Source organism: Paenibacillus sp. J22P165, assembly GCF_059692015.1.
The window spans coordinates 367,072-384,445 of the sequence record NZ_JCAUAP010000005.1; the positions used below are offsets into that span (position 1 = coordinate 367,072).

At 42.5% G+C, this 17,374-nt stretch carries 17 protein-coding genes, 1 pseudogene and 1 other annotated feature; of the genes and pseudogenes, 5 read left to right on the forward strand and 13 right to left on the reverse strand.

Translation table 11 applies throughout. The annotated features are described in order from the left end of the window. Positions 1–39 precede the first annotated feature (39 nt). From AC58QM_RS14325 to AC58QM_RS14340, 4 genes are all read right to left on the reverse strand, one after another. A complete protein-coding gene (locus AC58QM_RS14325; RefSeq protein WP_497285010.1) occupies positions 40–1,566 on the reverse strand; it encodes an extracellular solute-binding protein in 1,527 nt (508 codons plus the stop codon). A 119-nt stretch (positions 1,567–1,685) separates the two neighbouring features. Beyond that, positions 1,686–2,561, reverse strand: a complete 876-nt coding sequence (locus AC58QM_RS14330; RefSeq protein WP_497285012.1) for a carbohydrate ABC transporter permease — start codon at positions 2,559–2,561, stop codon at positions 1,686–1,688. Between the two features lie 15 nt (positions 2,562–2,576). Next, on the reverse strand, positions 2,577–3,554 hold the full coding sequence (locus AC58QM_RS14335) for an ABC transporter permease (RefSeq protein WP_497285014.1): 978 nt from the start codon (positions 3,552–3,554) through the stop codon (positions 2,577–2,579). 209 nt (positions 3,555–3,763) lie between these two features. Beyond that, the gene (locus AC58QM_RS14340; RefSeq protein WP_497285016.1) at positions 3,764–5,641 is read right to left on the reverse strand and encodes an ADP-ribosylglycohydrolase family protein; all 1,878 of its coding nucleotides are present in this window, start codon (positions 5,639–5,641) and stop codon (positions 3,764–3,766) included. A 103-nt stretch (positions 5,642–5,744) separates the two neighbouring features. Here AC58QM_RS14340 and AC58QM_RS14345 point away from each other — a divergent pair, with 103 nt between their 5' ends. Next, entirely contained in the window at positions 5,745–6,671 is a 927-nt protein-coding gene (locus AC58QM_RS14345; protein ID WP_497285018.1) for a helix-turn-helix domain-containing protein, read from the forward strand. Positions 6,672–6,727: 56 nt separating this feature from the next. On the opposite strand, the gene AC58QM_RS14350 is transcribed toward AC58QM_RS14345, so the two are convergent. The 4 genes from AC58QM_RS14350 to AC58QM_RS14365 form a co-directional block, all read right to left on the reverse strand. Next, positions 6,728–7,231, reverse strand: coding sequence for an ArsI/CadI family heavy metal resistance metalloenzyme (locus tag AC58QM_RS14350; protein ID WP_497285308.1), 504 nt, complete (start codon positions 7,229–7,231; stop codon positions 6,728–6,730). A 5-nt stretch (positions 7,232–7,236) separates the two neighbouring features. Next, the gene (arsC, locus tag AC58QM_RS14355; protein WP_497285020.1) at positions 7,237–7,659 is read right to left on the reverse strand and encodes an arsenate reductase (thioredoxin); all 423 of its coding nucleotides are present in this window, start codon (positions 7,657–7,659) and stop codon (positions 7,237–7,239) included. Further along, positions 7,652–8,311, reverse strand: a complete 660-nt coding sequence (locus tag AC58QM_RS14360) for an MIP/aquaporin family protein (RefSeq protein ID WP_497285022.1) — start codon at positions 8,309–8,311, stop codon at positions 7,652–7,654. The genes arsC and AC58QM_RS14360 overlap by 8 nt, the downstream gene beginning before the upstream one ends. Positions 8,312–8,373: 62 nt before the next feature. After that, complete coding sequence (locus AC58QM_RS14365) at positions 8,374–8,721, reverse strand: ArsR/SmtB family transcription factor (protein WP_497285024.1); 348 nt, start codon at positions 8,719–8,721, stop codon at positions 8,374–8,376. 253 nt (positions 8,722–8,974) lie between these two features. Here AC58QM_RS14365 and AC58QM_RS14370 point away from each other — a divergent pair, with 253 nt between their 5' ends. Next, entirely contained in the window at positions 8,975–9,349 is a 375-nt protein-coding gene (locus tag AC58QM_RS14370) for a hypothetical protein (protein ID WP_497285026.1), read from the forward strand. A gap of 28 nt (positions 9,350–9,377) precedes the next feature. Here AC58QM_RS14370 and AC58QM_RS14375 read toward each other — a convergent pair whose 3' ends face one another. The 4 genes and pseudogenes from AC58QM_RS14375 to AC58QM_RS14390 form a co-directional block, all read right to left on the reverse strand. Beyond that, positions 9,378–9,797, reverse strand: a complete 420-nt coding sequence (locus AC58QM_RS14375; RefSeq protein WP_497285028.1) for a GNAT family N-acetyltransferase — start codon at positions 9,795–9,797, stop codon at positions 9,378–9,380. A gap of 98 nt (positions 9,798–9,895) precedes the next feature. Then, on the reverse strand, positions 9,896–12,976 hold the full coding sequence (gene ileS, locus AC58QM_RS14380; RefSeq protein ID WP_497285030.1) for an isoleucine--tRNA ligase: 3,081 nt from the start codon (positions 12,974–12,976) through the stop codon (positions 9,896–9,898). Positions 12,977–13,056: 80 nt separating this feature from the next. Beyond that, positions 13,057–13,313: a binding site (T-box leader), on the reverse strand. 51 nt (positions 13,314–13,364) lie between these two features. Further along, positions 13,365–14,240 carry a stalk domain-containing protein gene (locus AC58QM_RS14385; RefSeq protein ID WP_497285310.1) on the reverse strand — a complete coding sequence of 292 codons (876 nt, stop codon included), beginning with the start codon at positions 14,238–14,240 and terminating at the stop codon, positions 13,365–13,367. Positions 14,241–14,391: 151 nt separating this feature from the next. Then, positions 14,392–14,757, reverse strand: a pseudogene (locus AC58QM_RS14390) (helix-turn-helix domain-containing protein); the annotation flags it as partial. Positions 14,758–14,990: 233 nt separating this feature from the next. On the opposite strand from AC58QM_RS14390, the gene AC58QM_RS14395 reads away from it, so the two are divergent. The 3 genes from AC58QM_RS14395 to AC58QM_RS14405 are packed head-to-tail and all read left to right on the forward strand — an operon-like array spanning position 14,991 to position 16,164. After that, on the forward strand, positions 14,991–15,215 hold the full coding sequence (locus AC58QM_RS14395) for a helix-turn-helix transcriptional regulator (protein WP_310499385.1): 225 nt from the start codon (positions 14,991–14,993) through the stop codon (positions 15,213–15,215). Beyond that, positions 15,212–15,652 carry a hypothetical protein gene (locus tag AC58QM_RS14400; protein ID WP_497285032.1) on the forward strand — a complete coding sequence of 147 codons (441 nt, stop codon included), beginning with the start codon at positions 15,212–15,214 and terminating at the stop codon, positions 15,650–15,652. Before AC58QM_RS14395 ends, AC58QM_RS14400 begins: the two co-directional genes overlap by 4 nt. 35 nt (positions 15,653–15,687) lie before the next feature. Continuing rightward, positions 15,688–16,164, forward strand: coding sequence for a small multi-drug export protein (locus tag AC58QM_RS14405; protein WP_497285034.1), 477 nt, complete (start codon positions 15,688–15,690; stop codon positions 16,162–16,164). Between the two features lie 51 nt (positions 16,165–16,215). Here the strand turns inward: AC58QM_RS14405 and AC58QM_RS14410 are convergent, their stop codons facing one another. Then, positions 16,216–17,097: an SDR family oxidoreductase gene (locus AC58QM_RS14410; RefSeq protein ID WP_497285035.1), complete on the reverse strand. Its 882-nt coding sequence runs from the start codon at positions 17,095–17,097 to the stop codon at positions 16,216–16,218. Positions 17,098–17,374: the final 277 nt, after the last annotated feature.

The following is a 17,374-nucleotide window of genomic DNA, read 5'->3' on the forward strand; positions in this document are numbered from 1 at the left end:
AAAAAGCCAGGTATGCTTGGTATTAATTTCCTTGCCGTTTTACTTATTTTTCGCGTACCACGCATTCATCGCGTCCGCCAGCACTACGCCGCCTTGCTTGTCATACTCAGCTAGAAACGTCTCATACAGCTTTTTCAAATCGCCTTTTTCTACAACAGCTTTAATCAGAAAATCCTTCTCCATGTTGCTTAAAGACACTTGATATTGCTGCGATTCTTTCAAACTTGTCGCGTAACCCGTATAGTCGATATGAAACCAGTCCTTTTTCAAATCCGCATTCATCTTCTCAAATGCAACCGCCATCTCCGGTGTTTTTCTAGCCCGTGCCATCCACAGTTTATATTCCTCGCCAGCCTTCGGTGCTCCAGTGAATTGTTTCGAGTTTTTCAATTCATCGAATGCTGGAAGAATCGGGAAGTATTTACCGTCCTTAATCTCAAAATGCTTTCCTTTCTCTCCCAAGTAGGTCGACAGGAAGATTCCCGGTTCAGCGCGAAGATTCATATATTTCATGGCATGTTCAGGGTTTTTCGCTGTCTTCGGAATAACTTCGTAAACCGACGCCTGCATTCTTTGAGACACAAACGGCTTACCGTTCTTACCAACCAATGGTGTAATAATATCCAAGTTTGCCTTTGCGTTGTTCTCCTTTAATGCTGGTAATATCGTCGGAATGTCCCAGAAGTAAGTCGGTGAAAACATCGCAGCCTGGCCTGAATTAAATTTCTGCAACGTTGTGGCAGCTTTGTTGATTGGGAAGTCTTTGTCGAGTAAACCTTCTTGATATATTTTATTCATAAATGTCACGTACTCAAAATATTGCGGTGTCTTTACGCGCGCAGTTAACTTGCCCCCTGTCTCGTACCAAGGAGTTGCCCCGAGTCCAAACGCGCTTCCAATAGTTGCGTTAAACCCGTCCGATCCGCTCGCTGTTAGTGGAATGATTCCCTTGGACTCCTTAATGGCCTTCAGCGTATTGTAGAACTCGTCAACCGTTTTTGGTGTCTGCAGTTTCAAATCATCACGGATGTCCGTTCTTATGCCTATTCCACCTTGAATCAGGCCATAGGGATCGTTAATGTCGCCACCGCCTTCAAGCGGCACGCCGTATTTCTTGCCATTCGATATAGCTGAACTCCATCCTTGTTGTGAAACCGCATTCATAATATGCTTGCCATCTGCAGCTAACAGACTATCCAGCTCTCGTAATGAGCCATTGCCGAGAAGCTCAGTGAACTGCTGATTGCTTACTTTAATAATATCGTACTCTTCTCCTGAAGCAAGCTCCAACATCAACTTCTGATTCGCATTATCTTTAGGTAACGTAAAGTATTCTACCTTGTAGCCCGTTTCTTTCTCCATGCGTAATGCCGCAGGGTCTGTGTTTGGATCAAACGACTGGAAGGGAATTAGAACTTTCAACACTGGTTTTTTCTCTTCCGCCTTCGGGGCAACGGTTGAGCTTGCTGCTGGTGCATTTGTTCCGTTCGAACTGCATCCCGCCAATAATGACCCCGTCAATGCTGCTACTGTCAATAGAACGACCCCATACTTTTCTTTGCGCAAAGTAGACACCTCTTCTTTTTTATTTTCTTCTGATCCTATTTACATTATCGTGAACCTTGTTTCTTTTGGGAAGATGATGAACTTATGGTTTCTAGTTCAAATCTATATCCTTTTATCTCTTAACCTTTGACTGAACCAATCGTAATTCCTTTCACAAAATATTTTTGCAGAAAAGGATAGAGGCATAATATAGGCAGTGTTGACAAAATGATCGTCGTTGCGCGAATAGACTCCGGATCGATATTCATCATACGTTCAACATCGATTTCGCCCCCCGAATCCGGCGTCGATTGGCTGATCAGTTCGTACAGATAAAGCTGTAACGGCTTCAGATGCGGCTTGGTAATATACAGCACACCTGAGAAGTAACTATTCCAATAGCTAACTGCAAAAAACAATCCAACCGCAGCCAACACGGGCATCGCCATTGGCAGCACAATGCGGAACAACACCGTGAAATTGCTGGCTCCGTCTATTCGCGCAGATTCCTCCACACTTTCCGGTAACCCCTCGAAGAAGGTTTTGACCAACAAAATATTAAATACGGACATAAGACCAGGTACAATAAGCGCCCACAATGTGTTGATCATCCCTAACGTTTTGTACAACAAATAATTGGGAACCATACCGCCACTGAATAACATGATGAATACAAAACAGAGCAGAAAAAACTTTCTACCTTTCAGCTTTGGCTTCGACAGCGGGTAAGCAATCATGACGGTCAGAGTAAGTGCCAACATCGTTCCCACCACTGTGATGACAAGAGAGTTGCGAAACGAATTCAAAAACTGAGGATCGCTCATTACGTATACATACGTCTTAAACTGCAAATTGACCGGCCAAAAAATAACTTTACCCAAATTGATTGCGACTTGACTGCTCATCGATTTCGCTACCACATGAAGGAATGGAAGCAATGTTAAGAGCCCTAATAGAAATAACACTATTATATTAATACCATTAAATATTTTTTCACCAATACTCGTTTTAATCATTGGCAGACACCCCCTTTACCATATACTTTTTTTCAACCATTTTCTTGCCAGCCCGTTAGCCGATACGATGAGTATAAAAGCGACAACCGAATTAAATAAGCCCACTGCCGTTCCGAGGCTGAAATCCATTCGCCCTAATCCTATACGGTAGACATAGGTGCCAATAATATCCGCAACATCATACACGGTTGGATTATACATAATAAAAATTTGCTCAAAGCCAGCTTCCAGAATATGTCCAACCTTCAAGATGAGCAGAAGCAGAATCGTCGGCGCAATGCCTGGGAGCGTAACATAATAGATTTTCTGGAATTTACTAGCTCCGTCGACAGTAGCAGCTTCGTATTGTTCCTGATCAATAGCCGATATGGCGGCCAAATATACAATCGAGCTCCAACCGATGTCCTTCCAACCGTCTGTTACTACCAATACGGAGCGGAACACGGATTTATCCATTAGAAAGCTGATTGTATGACCAGTGAGAAGATCAAGAAACTGGTTGACGATACCATTGGTGCCGAGCAAGGTGACGAAGATACCGCTTACAACTGCCCATGAAAGAAAATGTGGTAAATAGATCACGGTCTGTAATACTTTTTTGTAAACCGCAATGCGAAGTTCATTCAACATAACAGCGAGAATAATCGGAAGCGGAAACAAAAAAACCAACTTGTAGAAACTAATAATGAGTGTATTTCCCAACACATGTCTGAAATCAGCTCGCCCAAATAGGTTGTCAAAATGCTCGAACCCTACCCATTCACTCTTGATTAAAGAAGTAAACGGGTTACTGCCAGCAAACATGTCAAAGTCTTTAAACGCCAATACAATTCCATACATAGGTAAATAATTGAACACAAGAATAAACAACAATCCGGGAATAAGCAGCAGATACATATCGTAGTTGCTCTTTAAATACGATAGCAGCTCATTGCTCTGCCGAGTTCTGGCGCTGATTGCTCCTAGCTTCTTGGGTTGGGCTAGCTTGTTCATAAAAACCTCCTGTAGTTACTGATAAATGATGGACTGATATGTCTTTTTTTAAAATTATACTGACCTCAACCTTCTTCTGGTAGCCATAACCTTCTGATTCCTAGCTCAAATGTATAGAAATTATTTATATAAGGTTTCCCGTAAAAACAAATAGCCTGCCCAGCAGTCTTTATCAGACATACGGGGCAGACCATGAAGTTAACGATGTTTTAGTTGCATAACAATATATCCGTATAATAGTAGCACGGTCCTGATTGCTCTGTTTTATGAATGGCAACTGGTAATACGTATACCAATAGAGGTGCGTTCTCTCTATGTGCAACAATTTCAAGCTCATGGCTTCCGGCAGGTAAGGTTATTTCTATCCGCTGGCTCTCCGGAGCTCTGTGATATGCCGGCATAAATTCTTCTATCTTACTACAATGAATGACGGTGTTACCGTTAAGCTTTGCAGAAACGAGCCCATTGGAAGCCACGATGAGCTTGACCTTACGCTCTGATGGATTACAAAGCAATGTTTGAGCACGATATACGCCGTTATTCTCCGTATTCAAGATCGTTTCCCATTCAATACGATTTCCTTGGCATATCGCATGGACGCCTTTTTCGTCATTAGGGCCCCATATTGTCCATTCTGTAGCAGAAACTAAGTGTATCGGTTCCTTCCACTGAGACCAAATAGAATTGTCATGTATTCTTGTAACCACTGCTGCCAGTTCGTAAGTAGAAGTGGCCATGCTAGTGGAACATACATCAAAGGTAAAACTGGAGGAATTACCTGCTGTGATTCTAAACGATTGTTCTTTCGTACCCTCCCAGCCATTAGGTAGTTCTAGGGCTAAGTTTCCTTGCCACGCTTCTGTCGAACGGTTGGTGATCGTTAGGTTAAGTTGCTTACGCTGATTCCGACCTATGGAAGGCCCGTTCTCGCCATAATCTACTTCTAGGACAAGACTGACTGCTTCAATTGAATGGTTCGGCAGCAATCTGCGATCTAGTAACACATTCCTGTTCACTAATTCGTTAAGGGAATCGTTCAAATTCATTCCTAATGCCTTATCTCCGAAATCAGTAGGATGCCCTGGAAGTACAACGATATTCGTATCCCAGACGGCCAGAACCTGCTTCCCTATACGAATCGTTCGGTTCGTCAACTCGTCCAGATTAGTTGGAGCTGGAAATCCTTTGATAGGTGGGCTAACAACGACACGATCACCTACAGGCTTCACCCATTTCTCAGGTAATCCTTCTGGTCCGACGATCATACCGAGTATTGCACCAAGGGTAGCCGCCGTACAATCCGTATCGTATCCACAATTAACTGCTTTTAAGATTGCATCTTCAAAGTTGCTCCCATATAACCAACCCAAGATCGTAAATGCGATGTTCTGAGGGGCATCGGTGAAGTTATCGTGACCATGATGTTCCAAGATCAGTTCGCGCGCTTCCAACCAATCTTTCCCTTCACGATGCCATTTTAGTAGATCAACCAATGCTTTCGCAGTTCGGCAAGACGGAGGGATATAGGACATACCGATGGCAATCAGTTTGTCTCTGTCTTTCTCCATGAAGATTGCGCTTTCAATCGCAGCGAAAAACATCTCACCGTAGACCCCTTCTCCTCCCGCATGATCTACAACAGCATCTTGGTAGGCAAAATGAGCAGCAACGTGAGGAGCACCTGGCGAGACCATCCCCCAGATTTCAGATCGAATAGGAGACCCCATGCAATCGATAAATGGGTTGTTGAACACTCCGGCAACAGGTGGCACGAGACCTCTTCTCAAATTCGTTAGTGCATACCCATACTCGTCGAAAGGAAAGAAAATGTGCTCTACCCATTCTTGACCTAGTTCCTTACAGGTGAGCTTCGGTCCGTATTGCTCAAGTGCATGTAGCCATACGAGTTGTAAATCCAAATCATCGTTCTCAAGTGGACCATCTGGAAGTACAGGATAGAAATCTAGCTGTAATAGCTCTTTTTTTCCTTCTACTGGAGCTCCTAATGTACCTCCAATATTTTTACCCAGCCAACCCCCATACACGGTTCTATAATAATCATTTTCGTTTAAGATACTGATGCTCATAGGTTTGTCTCCTCCAATTTGCTATAATGACGGTAAACTGCTCGATCGGAATTCAACGTAATTATAATATCGTGTGCAAGCCGATACCATGGAGGATATTGATATGTCGCAGAGAAAAAAAGAGGCAGTTGACATGTATTATTCGTTATCAAGGCTCTCCGCACTTGATGTGAAATGGGCTGATTTATTCGATGCGAATTCAGCATCCTTCCAAAGAACGCATGAAAATCCATTTTATCAGCTCATTGTTGCCGTTGAAGGACCGATTAGGATTGAGGCAAATCATCAACGGTACACCTTGCAATCAGGAGAATCGCTTCTTCTACTCCCTTGGGAAAAACATACGGGATGGGACCGAGGAGAGCGACAGGGTTTGTTTTTTTGGACGCAATTCTCATCGGATCCTGAGCTCAGCCCATTTAACAATACTAGCGTACCTGACCTTAATATTGTCCATAGGGAAAAAACGGAGTTGCGGACAACTGCTAACAGTCATGAGGATCTTCTTGTTATTCCTAAGCTCCATTTATCTAAACGCAGGTTTCATTTGCTTGAGCTATTTGAGAAACTTGTTAGCGAATCGAATTCGCCAAAAGGCTATTTTCGTTTTCACCAAACTCTGTTACTCGGGGAAATCCTACGCTCAATCGCCAATGACTTCCTAGAGCAAAGCCACCATGACACCACCTTTCCAGTGTCCTATATTACTTATCGCAAACTAGTTAACCAATTGAATAATTACTTTGATAAAGATATAAATAGAGGAAATTTAGAAACGAGCTTGGACCGAAAATATGAGTATTTATGCCAAGTATTCAAGAAGTATTCCGGAACCACAATTGTCCATTATGTACATCAATTACAAGTGCAAAGAGCCAAGCATTTGCTGCTTAGCTCTGACAAGACGATCGGAGAAATTGGGGAAGAAGTAGGGATTCAAGACAGTTTTTATTTCAGTCGGATATTCAAAAAGTTTGAGGGGATATCTCCGCAGCATTTCCGAAATCAGTCGCAGCTACCCAACACTTAAAACTTCTTCATTATATTCATCTGCAGGGGTTTAGCGTTCTTGCGTAACCCTATCCGTCAGACTCTGTTTTTCGAAAATGAATCCAATGTAATCACAGTCTGCCCGGATACAGGCGAACAGCAAGCCTCACTTGTTGATTCAACTGGGGCACAGCAGAGTGATATGTCACGTGATTCACCAGCACTTTCAAATACCGAGTCTTCTTTCGTATAAAATATTTCCCACGCATTTCCGTCTGGGTCATAAACCCAGACTTTATCCTGAACGGCATAGCAGCAGGTCGTGTTCATCTCATCAATTAAAAGGAGCCCAGCATGGCGGAGACGCTCACCAATTGCCAGCACCTCTCCGGTGTCATTCACCTGGAACCCCATATGATTAAGCACGCCATTTTTCTCGAATGGACGAACGTTTATTGAAAAGTGAAGTGCTGGGTCTACAAGCTCGAATTTAGCGTAATTGTCTTTCACCTTGGTTGGCTCTTCTCCAAAAAAGGCTTTATAAAAATCGAGTGATTTTTCGAGGTTGCTACAGTTTACCGCTACGTGCATTCTTTTTATCAAATTCATTTACCTTCTTTCACAAACCGCTCCATGCGGTTTTTAATGGAATCTCTGACCTCTCGAAATGTAGCCATGATTTCATCTTCTGTACCGTTTGCTTTTGCTGGATCATCAAATCCCCAGTGCCATCGCTCCGCTTTATCATTGTGTACGACCGGACAATTATCGTTAGCATGACCGCAAAGTGTGATGATGTAATCTGCTTGCTGTAAGATCTCTGGATCGATTACATCAGAAGTGTGATGGGAAATGTCGACACCAGCCTCTTTCATTACAGTCACAGCGCGGGGGTTAAGCCCGTGTGCTTCCAAGCCAGCACTTTTGACATCATATTTATCACTACCTAATGCTTTTAAAAATCCATCTGCCATTTGGCTTCTGCAAGAATTTCCTGTACAAAGAAAGTACACAAGTTTCTTATCCATTTTCTGTATCTCCTTCTTCATGTAAAAGTTTGTATGTTAGTGATGCTACTATAGCTCCAAGGACTGTTGCCACTACATATAACCATAAATGCTGCGTGACACCGGAAACGATTGCTGGTCCAAACGACCGTGCTGGGTTCATTGAGGCACCGCTTATAGGACCTGCGAACATTGCCATGAGTCCAACTGTACCGCCGATTGCAATCCCGGCAAAGCTTTTAACGGCTTTACCGTGTACAGCAGATCCTAAAATGACCATCATTAGGACAAACGTTAAAATAAACTCAAGAAAAAATGATTGACTCTCGGTTGAAAGCGGAAGCGTGGCTCCTAAATTCGCAACATTCCCAAATAGCAAAAGCAGGGTGTAACTGGCCGCAGCCGCTGCAGCAAACTGTATGACGATATAGTATAGGCCGTCTCTTAGAGTCATATCGCCCCTCACGCAAAAACCGATGGTAACCGCGGGATTAAAATGAGCACCGGAAATATGCCCGAACGAATAGATAAGAGCCATAACAACAAGTCCGAAGGTGAGGGCGACCCCCACATGCGTGATACTCTTGGTGATGTCGTCAATTACCATCGCTCCTGGGCCAGCAAAGACCAAAAAATAAGTGCCAATAAATTCAGCAATTAACCTCTTCTTCATTGTTTCTCCCTGAGTATTAATCAAATAAAATTGATTTATAAACCAAAAAAAAAAAAAAAAATTTAGCAACAATCACTGCCGTCATTCCGAGCAGGTTTAAAAATACAACACAATTGCTCAGAAAGGATTCGACTTACTTCAGTTTGATTGATTTCGTAGTAACTCCAAGTACCGCGTGTCTCCTTTGTAATCATCCCCGCATCCAACAAAATTTTCAAATGATAAGATAGTTTAGATTGAGGCATATCTACAATTTCAGTAAGATCACACACACAGGTGTTACCACGCTGAGTAAGTTCATACATGATTTGTAATCGCTTCTCATCGGCAAGAGCTTTGAATTTTGATTCATACTCTTTTAAGGATAGAATTGGCTCATTCACTGATGTAATCGGTATTTCTTTAATCATTGTCTACACCTTCTTTAGCATTAATAGTACGATTAATCAATTTTTTTTGATTTAATTTCATAATATCAATTTACCATCTTTTTCATAAGAGGTCAATCACTTAATCAAAAAATATTGATTTACCCTGAGCCCACGTGTGGTTCTGTTCAACCTGTGCACAAATGCCCATTCCCTAGCATATGGTGAAAACAATGTATGATCCGATCACTCGGAGGAGTAACGTCCGAACTTTAATTTCAAAGGAGATAATCATATGTGGAATAGCTTCCCATCATATCCCGATAACAGACGAGGGATTTCAAACATTTTACAATGTATGAATAAATGGGTGACCATTCAGTTAGATGATGGGACCAATTTGCAAGTAAACGTAACCTCTGCCGATTTCAACTATGCAAGAGGATTTTTAACCCGCCAATCCTATCATTCATTCGTTTGCAACGGGACTACCATTCAAAATTCACTACAGGCAGAGGCTTGCAAGGGTCAATGGGGCCAGCTTGTTCTTCCCAATCATATTTCACTCTCGTTTTATTTGACTCATTATAATGATCAAATGATCGGGGGTAGCTTCCAATCGACTCAGCTTCTCGGACTATCCAACCGTGTCATTTCAGTTCAATGTTGAATAAACGTATAATCCCCTTCGCCAAGTGTTAAATGTCCTTCTTTAAATAATAATGAGTATGTCCACCAACATTTTCTAAAGTTCCAAACACTTCAAAACCTTGTTTTTTGTAAAAATCTAATGCCTGAAAACTCAAAGTATCTAACTTGATAAAATCACACGAGTTTGCTTCAGCCAATTTTTCAGCTTCTGCTAGTAGTTTCTTTCCATAACCTAATTTTCGCAATTCATCTTCTACAAAAAGATACTTTATCTCGAGAAAATTCATAAATATTTCCCCAATAAGCCCACCATAAGTTTTATTGTCAGCACTTTTTAAAAACAGATTAACTACTTGGTACTTGCCCTTCAAGTCATCAGGGAAATGCCTCATATTAAATTCAATCAATCTGTTTACTATATAGGACTTGTCATCATTATTCGGTTCATTTGATATATAGATTTCCATAAGATTCACTCCTGTTCACGAGATTAAGATATCATACATTAATTTAACAGGCTGCCCAGTATTAATCCAGGCAGCCCACCTAATTATTTTACTTTACACTACTCAATCAGCAAACCGAATTGATATTCCCCGAACGAAGCTTCTTCCATGTCGGTTTCGTTTGCATATCTAACACGGGATAGTAACACATTTTCCTTCAAAACATGCTCAAAACGCATTAACGCTGCTTTCAGCTTCTCTTCCACATCGAGAACGAGATTAACATGTTTTTCGATAGGGAGTCCTAGCTTTTTACGATAGTCTTGAACGGTACGGATGACTTCTCTTACGATACCTTCCTGTTCCAGTTCTTCGGTCATTGTCGTATTTAACGCGACTGTCATTTGGTAACCGGTTGCTGATGCAAAGCCATCATTCGCTAGTTTTTCCACAAGCAAATCTTCAAGCTGGATATGCAGCTTTTCACCATCGATCGTAACATCCAGGTGGCCATTGTCCAAGGCCTCTTTTGTTTGTTCAGCGGAAAGCTGCTTCAAATGATTTTGGACAGGCGCAACGAATTTACCGTACTTTTTACCTGCAGACTTCAAATTTAATTTGAAATTGTAGTGTACGAAGCCCACATCACTTTGTACAACTCGGATTTCTTTGACGTTGATCTCATCTTTAATGATATCTTCGAATTGACTCAAATTACCGTCACCATCAAATGAGATGAGCAACTCGGACAGTGGCATCCGGGTCTTGATTCCTGTTTCATTCCGGATATTGCGAGCCAATTCTACGATTCGTCGCACAGCTTCCATATCATTTTCAAGTGATACATCACGTACAGTCTCGTTCATTGTTGGATAATCGGTGAGATGAACACTTTCCATCCCTCCCAAATTAGCATACAAATCATCTGCGATGAGCGGTGCATACGGTGCTATCATTCGTGCAAGCGACACTAGAACGTCACTTAACGTTTGGTACGCTGCTAATTTATCAGCAGTTAATCCACTCCCCCAAAAACGATCCCGCGAACGCCTTATATACCAGTTGCTTAGTTCATCTACAAAAGACTCCATTTGCTTCGCTGGATTTAAGAAATCGTAGACCTCCAACCCTTTTACAACATGCTGCAAGGTGCTATTCAATCTCGACAGTATCCAACGGTCCAATACATGCGTACTAACCTGCCGCGGATGCTCTTCGGGTTTATATCCATCAATCGTCGCATACAACGCATAGAAAGCATGTGTGTTATTGATCGTATCGATGACCTTGGATTTTGCTTCAGCCACGATTTGTTTGGAGAAACGTTTGCTATTCCATGGTGCGCTATCAGATAACAATGCCCACCGGAAGGCATCAGCGCCATATTCGTTAATGATTTCCCAAGGATCAATACCATTGCCCTTGCTTTTGGACATTTTTTGACCATTTACATCGAGGACATGACCTGTTGATAAAACAGCCTTATAGGGAGCTTTCCCATTATATAGGGTGGAGACGGCCAGTAAGCTGAAAAACCAACCCCTCGTTTGATCGATCCCCTCACAGATCATATCAGCAGGATACTGTTCCTGGAATTGCTCTGTGTGTTCAAAAGGCTGATGATACTGGGCAAATGGCATGGACCCGCTATCGAACCAGACGTCAATCACCTCTGAAGTTCTTTCCATAACACCACCACATGAGCACCGTAGCTTTACTTTATCCACATAGGGTTTATGCAACTCAAGACTTTCCTCGATTGGATCGATTGACCGCTCACGAAGATCCTTATGGCTGTCTGGTGCATATTCCACTGAACAGTCTTGGCATACCCATACATTGAGAGGAGTCCCCCAATAGCGATTCCGACTGATATTCCAATCAACGAGATCTTCCAGAAATTTACCAAATCGACCTTCACGAAGATGCGAAGGATACCAGGTGACTTTACTATTGTTCTCGATCAACTGTTCTTTGATGGCGGTCGTTTTGATGAACCAACTCTCCGTCGCGTAATAGAGAAGCGGTGATTTACAGCGCCAGCAGAATGGATAGCTATGCTCATAACGTTCTTTCGAAAACAATAAATGACGCTCAGACAAGTTTTTAACAATATCGATGTCGCACTCTTTCACAAACCGTCCTGCAAAATCAGTGATCTGATCGGTATAACGACCGGCTGCGTTTACGACATTCACGAAATCCAATTCGTGCTGGCGAACAGTACGATAGTCATCTTCTCCATGAGCTGGAGCAATATGCACGATGCCAGTACCGCTGGTGTCGCTAACATAGTCTGCATCTACAACGATATGTCCTTTATTGACACTTAAATAGCTAAATGGAGCAACATAGCTAGTGCCTACAAATTCAGAACCTTTATGCGTGGAAAGGATTTCATAGTTCTCTTTCATGACCTTTTCAACTAGATTGCTGGCTACAATATAAACTTCACTGTTCTGTTTTACTTTGACGTAATTCAGATCTTTATTGACAGCCAAAGCAACGTTCGCAGGCAGCGTCCACGGGGTTGTCGTCCATGCCAGAAAATGTTCCTGACCATTGCTACTTGTGAATTTCACGGTGGCACTCAGATCTTTAACATCTTCATAACCTTGCGCAACTTCGTGAGAGCTAAGCGTTGTCTGGCAATCAGGACAATACGGGCTGACGCGATGCCCTTTATACAGCAGCCCTTTTCGATGAATGGTGGATAAAATATGCCATACACTCTCGATATAATCATTGGTCAGTGTAACATACGGGTTCTCCATATCCGTCCAGTAGCCGATCGCTTCGGTCATTTCACGCCACTGTTTCTCATATTCAAAAACACTACTTTTGCACTTCTCCACAAATTCGGCGACTCCGTACGTCTCGATTTCCTGTTTCCCGGAGATACCTAATCTTTTTTCCACACCTAGCTCGACAGGAAGACCGTGTGTATCCCAACCCGCTTTACGAACGACGCGGTAACCAGACATCGTTTTGTAACGGCCGATAAAGTCTTTGATGACACGACCAAGCACATGCCCAATATGAGGCTCCCCATTCGCAGTTGGTGGACCTTCGTAGAAGACAAAATTCGGTTTATTCTCCCGGTTTTCAATCGATTTGCGAAATGTATCGTTTTGTTTCCACTGATCAAGAACACGAAGCTCACGGGTCCTTGCCATCTCTTTCACATCCACTTTTCTCATACTTCTCATCCTCTCTCTAGTTACAACTTGAAGTTCATTCATTGATGGGACCGTGGAAAAACGCAAAAAAATCCCGCCCCATAAGGGACGAGATTTCATCTCGCGATACCACCCTAGTTCCGTAATGATCATGAAACCATGATCTTACGACACCTCTCACTACGTACCATCATACGCGTCCATTGTAACGGCTGGATCCCGGGTCAGCTTACTGAACAACTTCAGCTTTCCTTCTCGGAGAGGATTTTCGGCTAAGTCTTGAACGTTGGCTTTCAGCATGTGCCAACTCTCTGTGGAACAAGGGGATTAGCTTACTCTTTCTCGTCAATGAATTTTATTCGAACATTCAGTTAATTCATTCTTGCATCAAAATTAATAAATGTCAACATCAGTTAGCCTTACTAAAATACGAATCCACCAACAAATGCTCCGAATCATGCTTGCTACTAAGCGGCGTATAATACAGATAAACCTGAGTTACAGGCCCTTTGTTGAAATGAACGGTCCCCTGCCAAGCAGTCCTAAACCGACTTTCTGAATCAGGAGGTTGGTTCGTTTCATATGGGTAGGATTGACTTGTATTTTCGATCGGGTAAACATTCCCGTTTTGATCTTTTACGATATAGTTATGATAGCCTGCACTTTCTGAGGGCCAATACCGAACTATGAACGATTTGAAATCTTGGTTAGCCACATTAAATACTAACTTCTGATTTTCTTGCAACCCTTTTCCTGGATTATCTGACCTAAGCCAAAACATTTTATCATAATAGTTGTAAACCACCAGAGGGTTCTCTACTTTGACTAGAAAGTTAAGAATGGAATTAGGAACACTTGATGTTGGCAGCTTCGAGAATTCCGTGTCACTACTGGAAGGTTCATTCGATTTCGGTGGAACAGCTGGTGTAGGTTGCGCGTTTGGATTGGTACCAGGTTGGTATGAGGAAGAATCTTTATATGGTATACCGGCGGTGGAAGAAGTACGCTTAGTATCGATGACAATCGTATTTGTTTCGGATTCCCAGTCGATACTCATTCCAGTTGCATTTGCCAGAGCCCTTACTGGGAGATAGGAGGATCCGTCATAAATAATAGGAGCTAAAACTTTCCCATCAGGATCTTTAGGTACCCATGCAGCTTTGTCTACACTAAATTTGATATCCCGGTTAATATAGGCCTGAATGCTCTCAATCGAAGCTCCTGCATAGATACCAGTGGCGAAGGTAAGCATGGCACCTCCAATAATCGCCATAGAAACAATCATTTTTTTCACTTTGTTACCCCCTATTTACTTACATAATATTCCACGAGAAATATTCGACATGATTCGCGATAATCCTTGTGGTTCACGCGATACTTGTACTATGGCACAGTTGTGCTTGCTCCTGCCGCGAACCCTAGCGCTTGTCATTTGATTAGTCTTGTTTGTATTTCTCTTTCATCATACTCGAGCCGATTCCCCCGACAACCATGAGTATCAGTGAACCGAAGTTCCAGAAGAATGACCCTCCATACAAGGTAATCTCCAGTGTTGTTACTTTATTAAGAAAGAGGACAACGAGTTTGAGTACTAACAACACAAGGCCAATTACAACGAAAACATCAAATAGAAACTTTATTTTCGGATAAGCCAATTGCTTGCTTTCTTTGATCACCTTTTTTGTCAACTCCTCGTCACTCCTTAGTAACTCATCGATAGTTAACCCAAACAGATCGCTAATTTTAATAATGATTTCAATGCTTGGGTAGTTTTGACCATTCTCCCATTTCGAAACCGACTGCGCAACCCCACGTTGCGAACGATTATATTAACATTTTCAATTGAGATAATTAAAAAAGGCTAACCAGATATTTGCTGATTAACCATCATAAATTATTGTATCATGATCGTTAAAACCTTCCTCATCTTCCGTAAATGATGCTTGACATAATGACAACGATCCTTTACATTTTGTAATATATAAGTTGCATTTTTGAACTCCATTTCCATGCTATATAGAGAGGCGGCTGTCTCGTGAAGAACCGCGTAAAAGAATTGCGTGCCCGCTTCGATTGGACGCAGGAGGATTTAGCCAAACGAACCGGCATCACCCGCCAGACGGTCGGAATGATCGAGAAGAGCGATTACTCGCCTTCCACCTTGCTGGCCTTGAAAATAGCTCGAGTGTTCAAGGTGTCGGTTGAAGATGTGTTCTACCTGGAAGCACATGAGGAGCCTGAAGGAGGGATCATGGAATGAAGCTGGAACGATTGCTCCGTTCTCCGCTATTAGGCGCGGTTATTTTTCTTCTCGTCGGTGTCGCTATGCTGGTCCTTCATTACCGGGAAGTTTCACCGGAGTGGCTGCGTTATACGATGACCACCTGTACTGTCAGTTTGGTTGTAATTTGGACGGCACTGGTTCTCTTTCATAACAATCGTTACCCAAAGCGCCGCATTCGACTCGCGACTTTCATCCCGCCGGAGTTTCGCGAGGAAGATGAAGGCCAGCAATGGATCAATTACAAGGTTACCCGGCGGGTGTATATGCTGTACTACACGGCAATTCCACTGCTGATCGGGCTGATCGTGTTGATACCAGACGGCAAGGCTGCGGCGATTGGGGGATTAAGTCTTTTAGGAGCTCTTCAGCAGATTTTGTATTGGAAAGGGCTACGAGATTGGGAGCGTAGTTGACCCATTGTTGCCAACTAGATAGGAGGAGGAAGTAAATGAATATTGAGGAGTATTTACAAGAATGGTCTTACTTGGCCGTATTCGTCTTATCAGCCTTGCCTTGGGTCGAATCGTCCGCGATTGTGGTAGTGGCCATTGCATTTGGGTTGAACTCAGTACTCTCCACGATTCTGGCATTTGCCGGTAACTGGATGACCGTTCTGCTCGTCGTGTTCTTGTTCGACCGCTGGCAGCGATGGAAAGAACGGAAGCGTGCCGCCAGTGGAGAGGATCATGTTACGTCTCAGGATAGCAAAAAAAGCAAACGCGCCAATAGTCTTTTCGTCAAATACGGGCTGCCCGGTCTGTCCATTATTGGCCCCCTCCTCATCGGGACGGAGGTCGCCGCCGCCTTCGGCATGCTTTTTAAAGCCCCGCGCCGCAGAGTTCTGATCTGGATGACCGTCAGCCTGGCTTTCTGGACGGTGTTATTCGCGGTCGGCGCGCATTTTGGACTTACTTTTATGACCTAATAAATTCAGAAAAGGCAGCCCATCATTATGCAGGCTGCCGCTTCTTTGTATTTATTTAACGTTACCTGGGTTGTTGCTTTTTAATGTTCTAATAATGAAGGATGAAAAATCATTCGGCTTACGACCTAATATCCAAGTTAAAACATTAGAATTACCGATAGATCCATGTTCATTGTAATGTTGAAACATCTTTAATGTTGTATTTATTTGATAGTCTCCTGATCCACGCTTTTTTAATTGTGCTGCGAACATTTCGTCTTGAGGCGTTTCAACTTTGATTTCATGGCCAAAATGCTGTTCCATTGTTGCTGTCATATCAGACAATGATAAATTTTGAGGCCCAGAAAGTTCATATGAAGCCCATGTATGTCCCGGATGAGTAAGAATGATTGCAGCTGCCTCGGCTAAGTCTTCTAAGTCAATCATGCATATGCGAGTTTCTTGAGTCGTAAAATACTTTTGTTGAAAGATACCTTTTTCACTAAGTATCTTCCAAGACTCGAGTATATTCTGCATAAATACACCTGGCTGAATAATCGTATATGGGATATCTGAATTCACTAGGAGCTCTTCCACCATGAGTTTTTTCTGATGATGCGGCATTTCTTGAATGACGGGATGTATGACGGAATGGAACACAAAATGTTCAACTTCAGCCAAGCGAGCTGCTTGTATGATTACTTGTCCGATTTGAACTTCATCGGGATTCATAGCTGAACAAATGTGGTATACAGCCCTAATTCCGACTAATGCCTCATTTACAGCCTTTTGATCCAGCATATCTCCTGTAACGACTTCCATCTCACCTAATGATTTAATATCCTCGATTTGTTCAGTTCTTCGAACAAAAGCTCTTATCCGCTCTCCTTTAGAAAGCAAAGCTTTAATTACTGCACGACCAGTTTTCCCGTTTGCTCCAGTTATAAGGATCATTTTTATTTCTCCTTTTACAGTGATGTGCTTTTATAAAATACCGGTATGACCAAGCTCGTCTTCTAGTTATAGCTTTAACATGATCGAGATCGTTTAATCTGAACTGGTTTCCCAGACTGGATACCGTCAATAGGCTTCCGGTACCCTTCCCGGAATTAATAATGCCATCATACTGGATCTCTTTTATTTATTCCAACGCATTTCATGTTATATACTTATTGATTAGAAGGAATGAATGGGGTTCGAATTTAAAGAAAACAGGGAGCAACTGTCACGG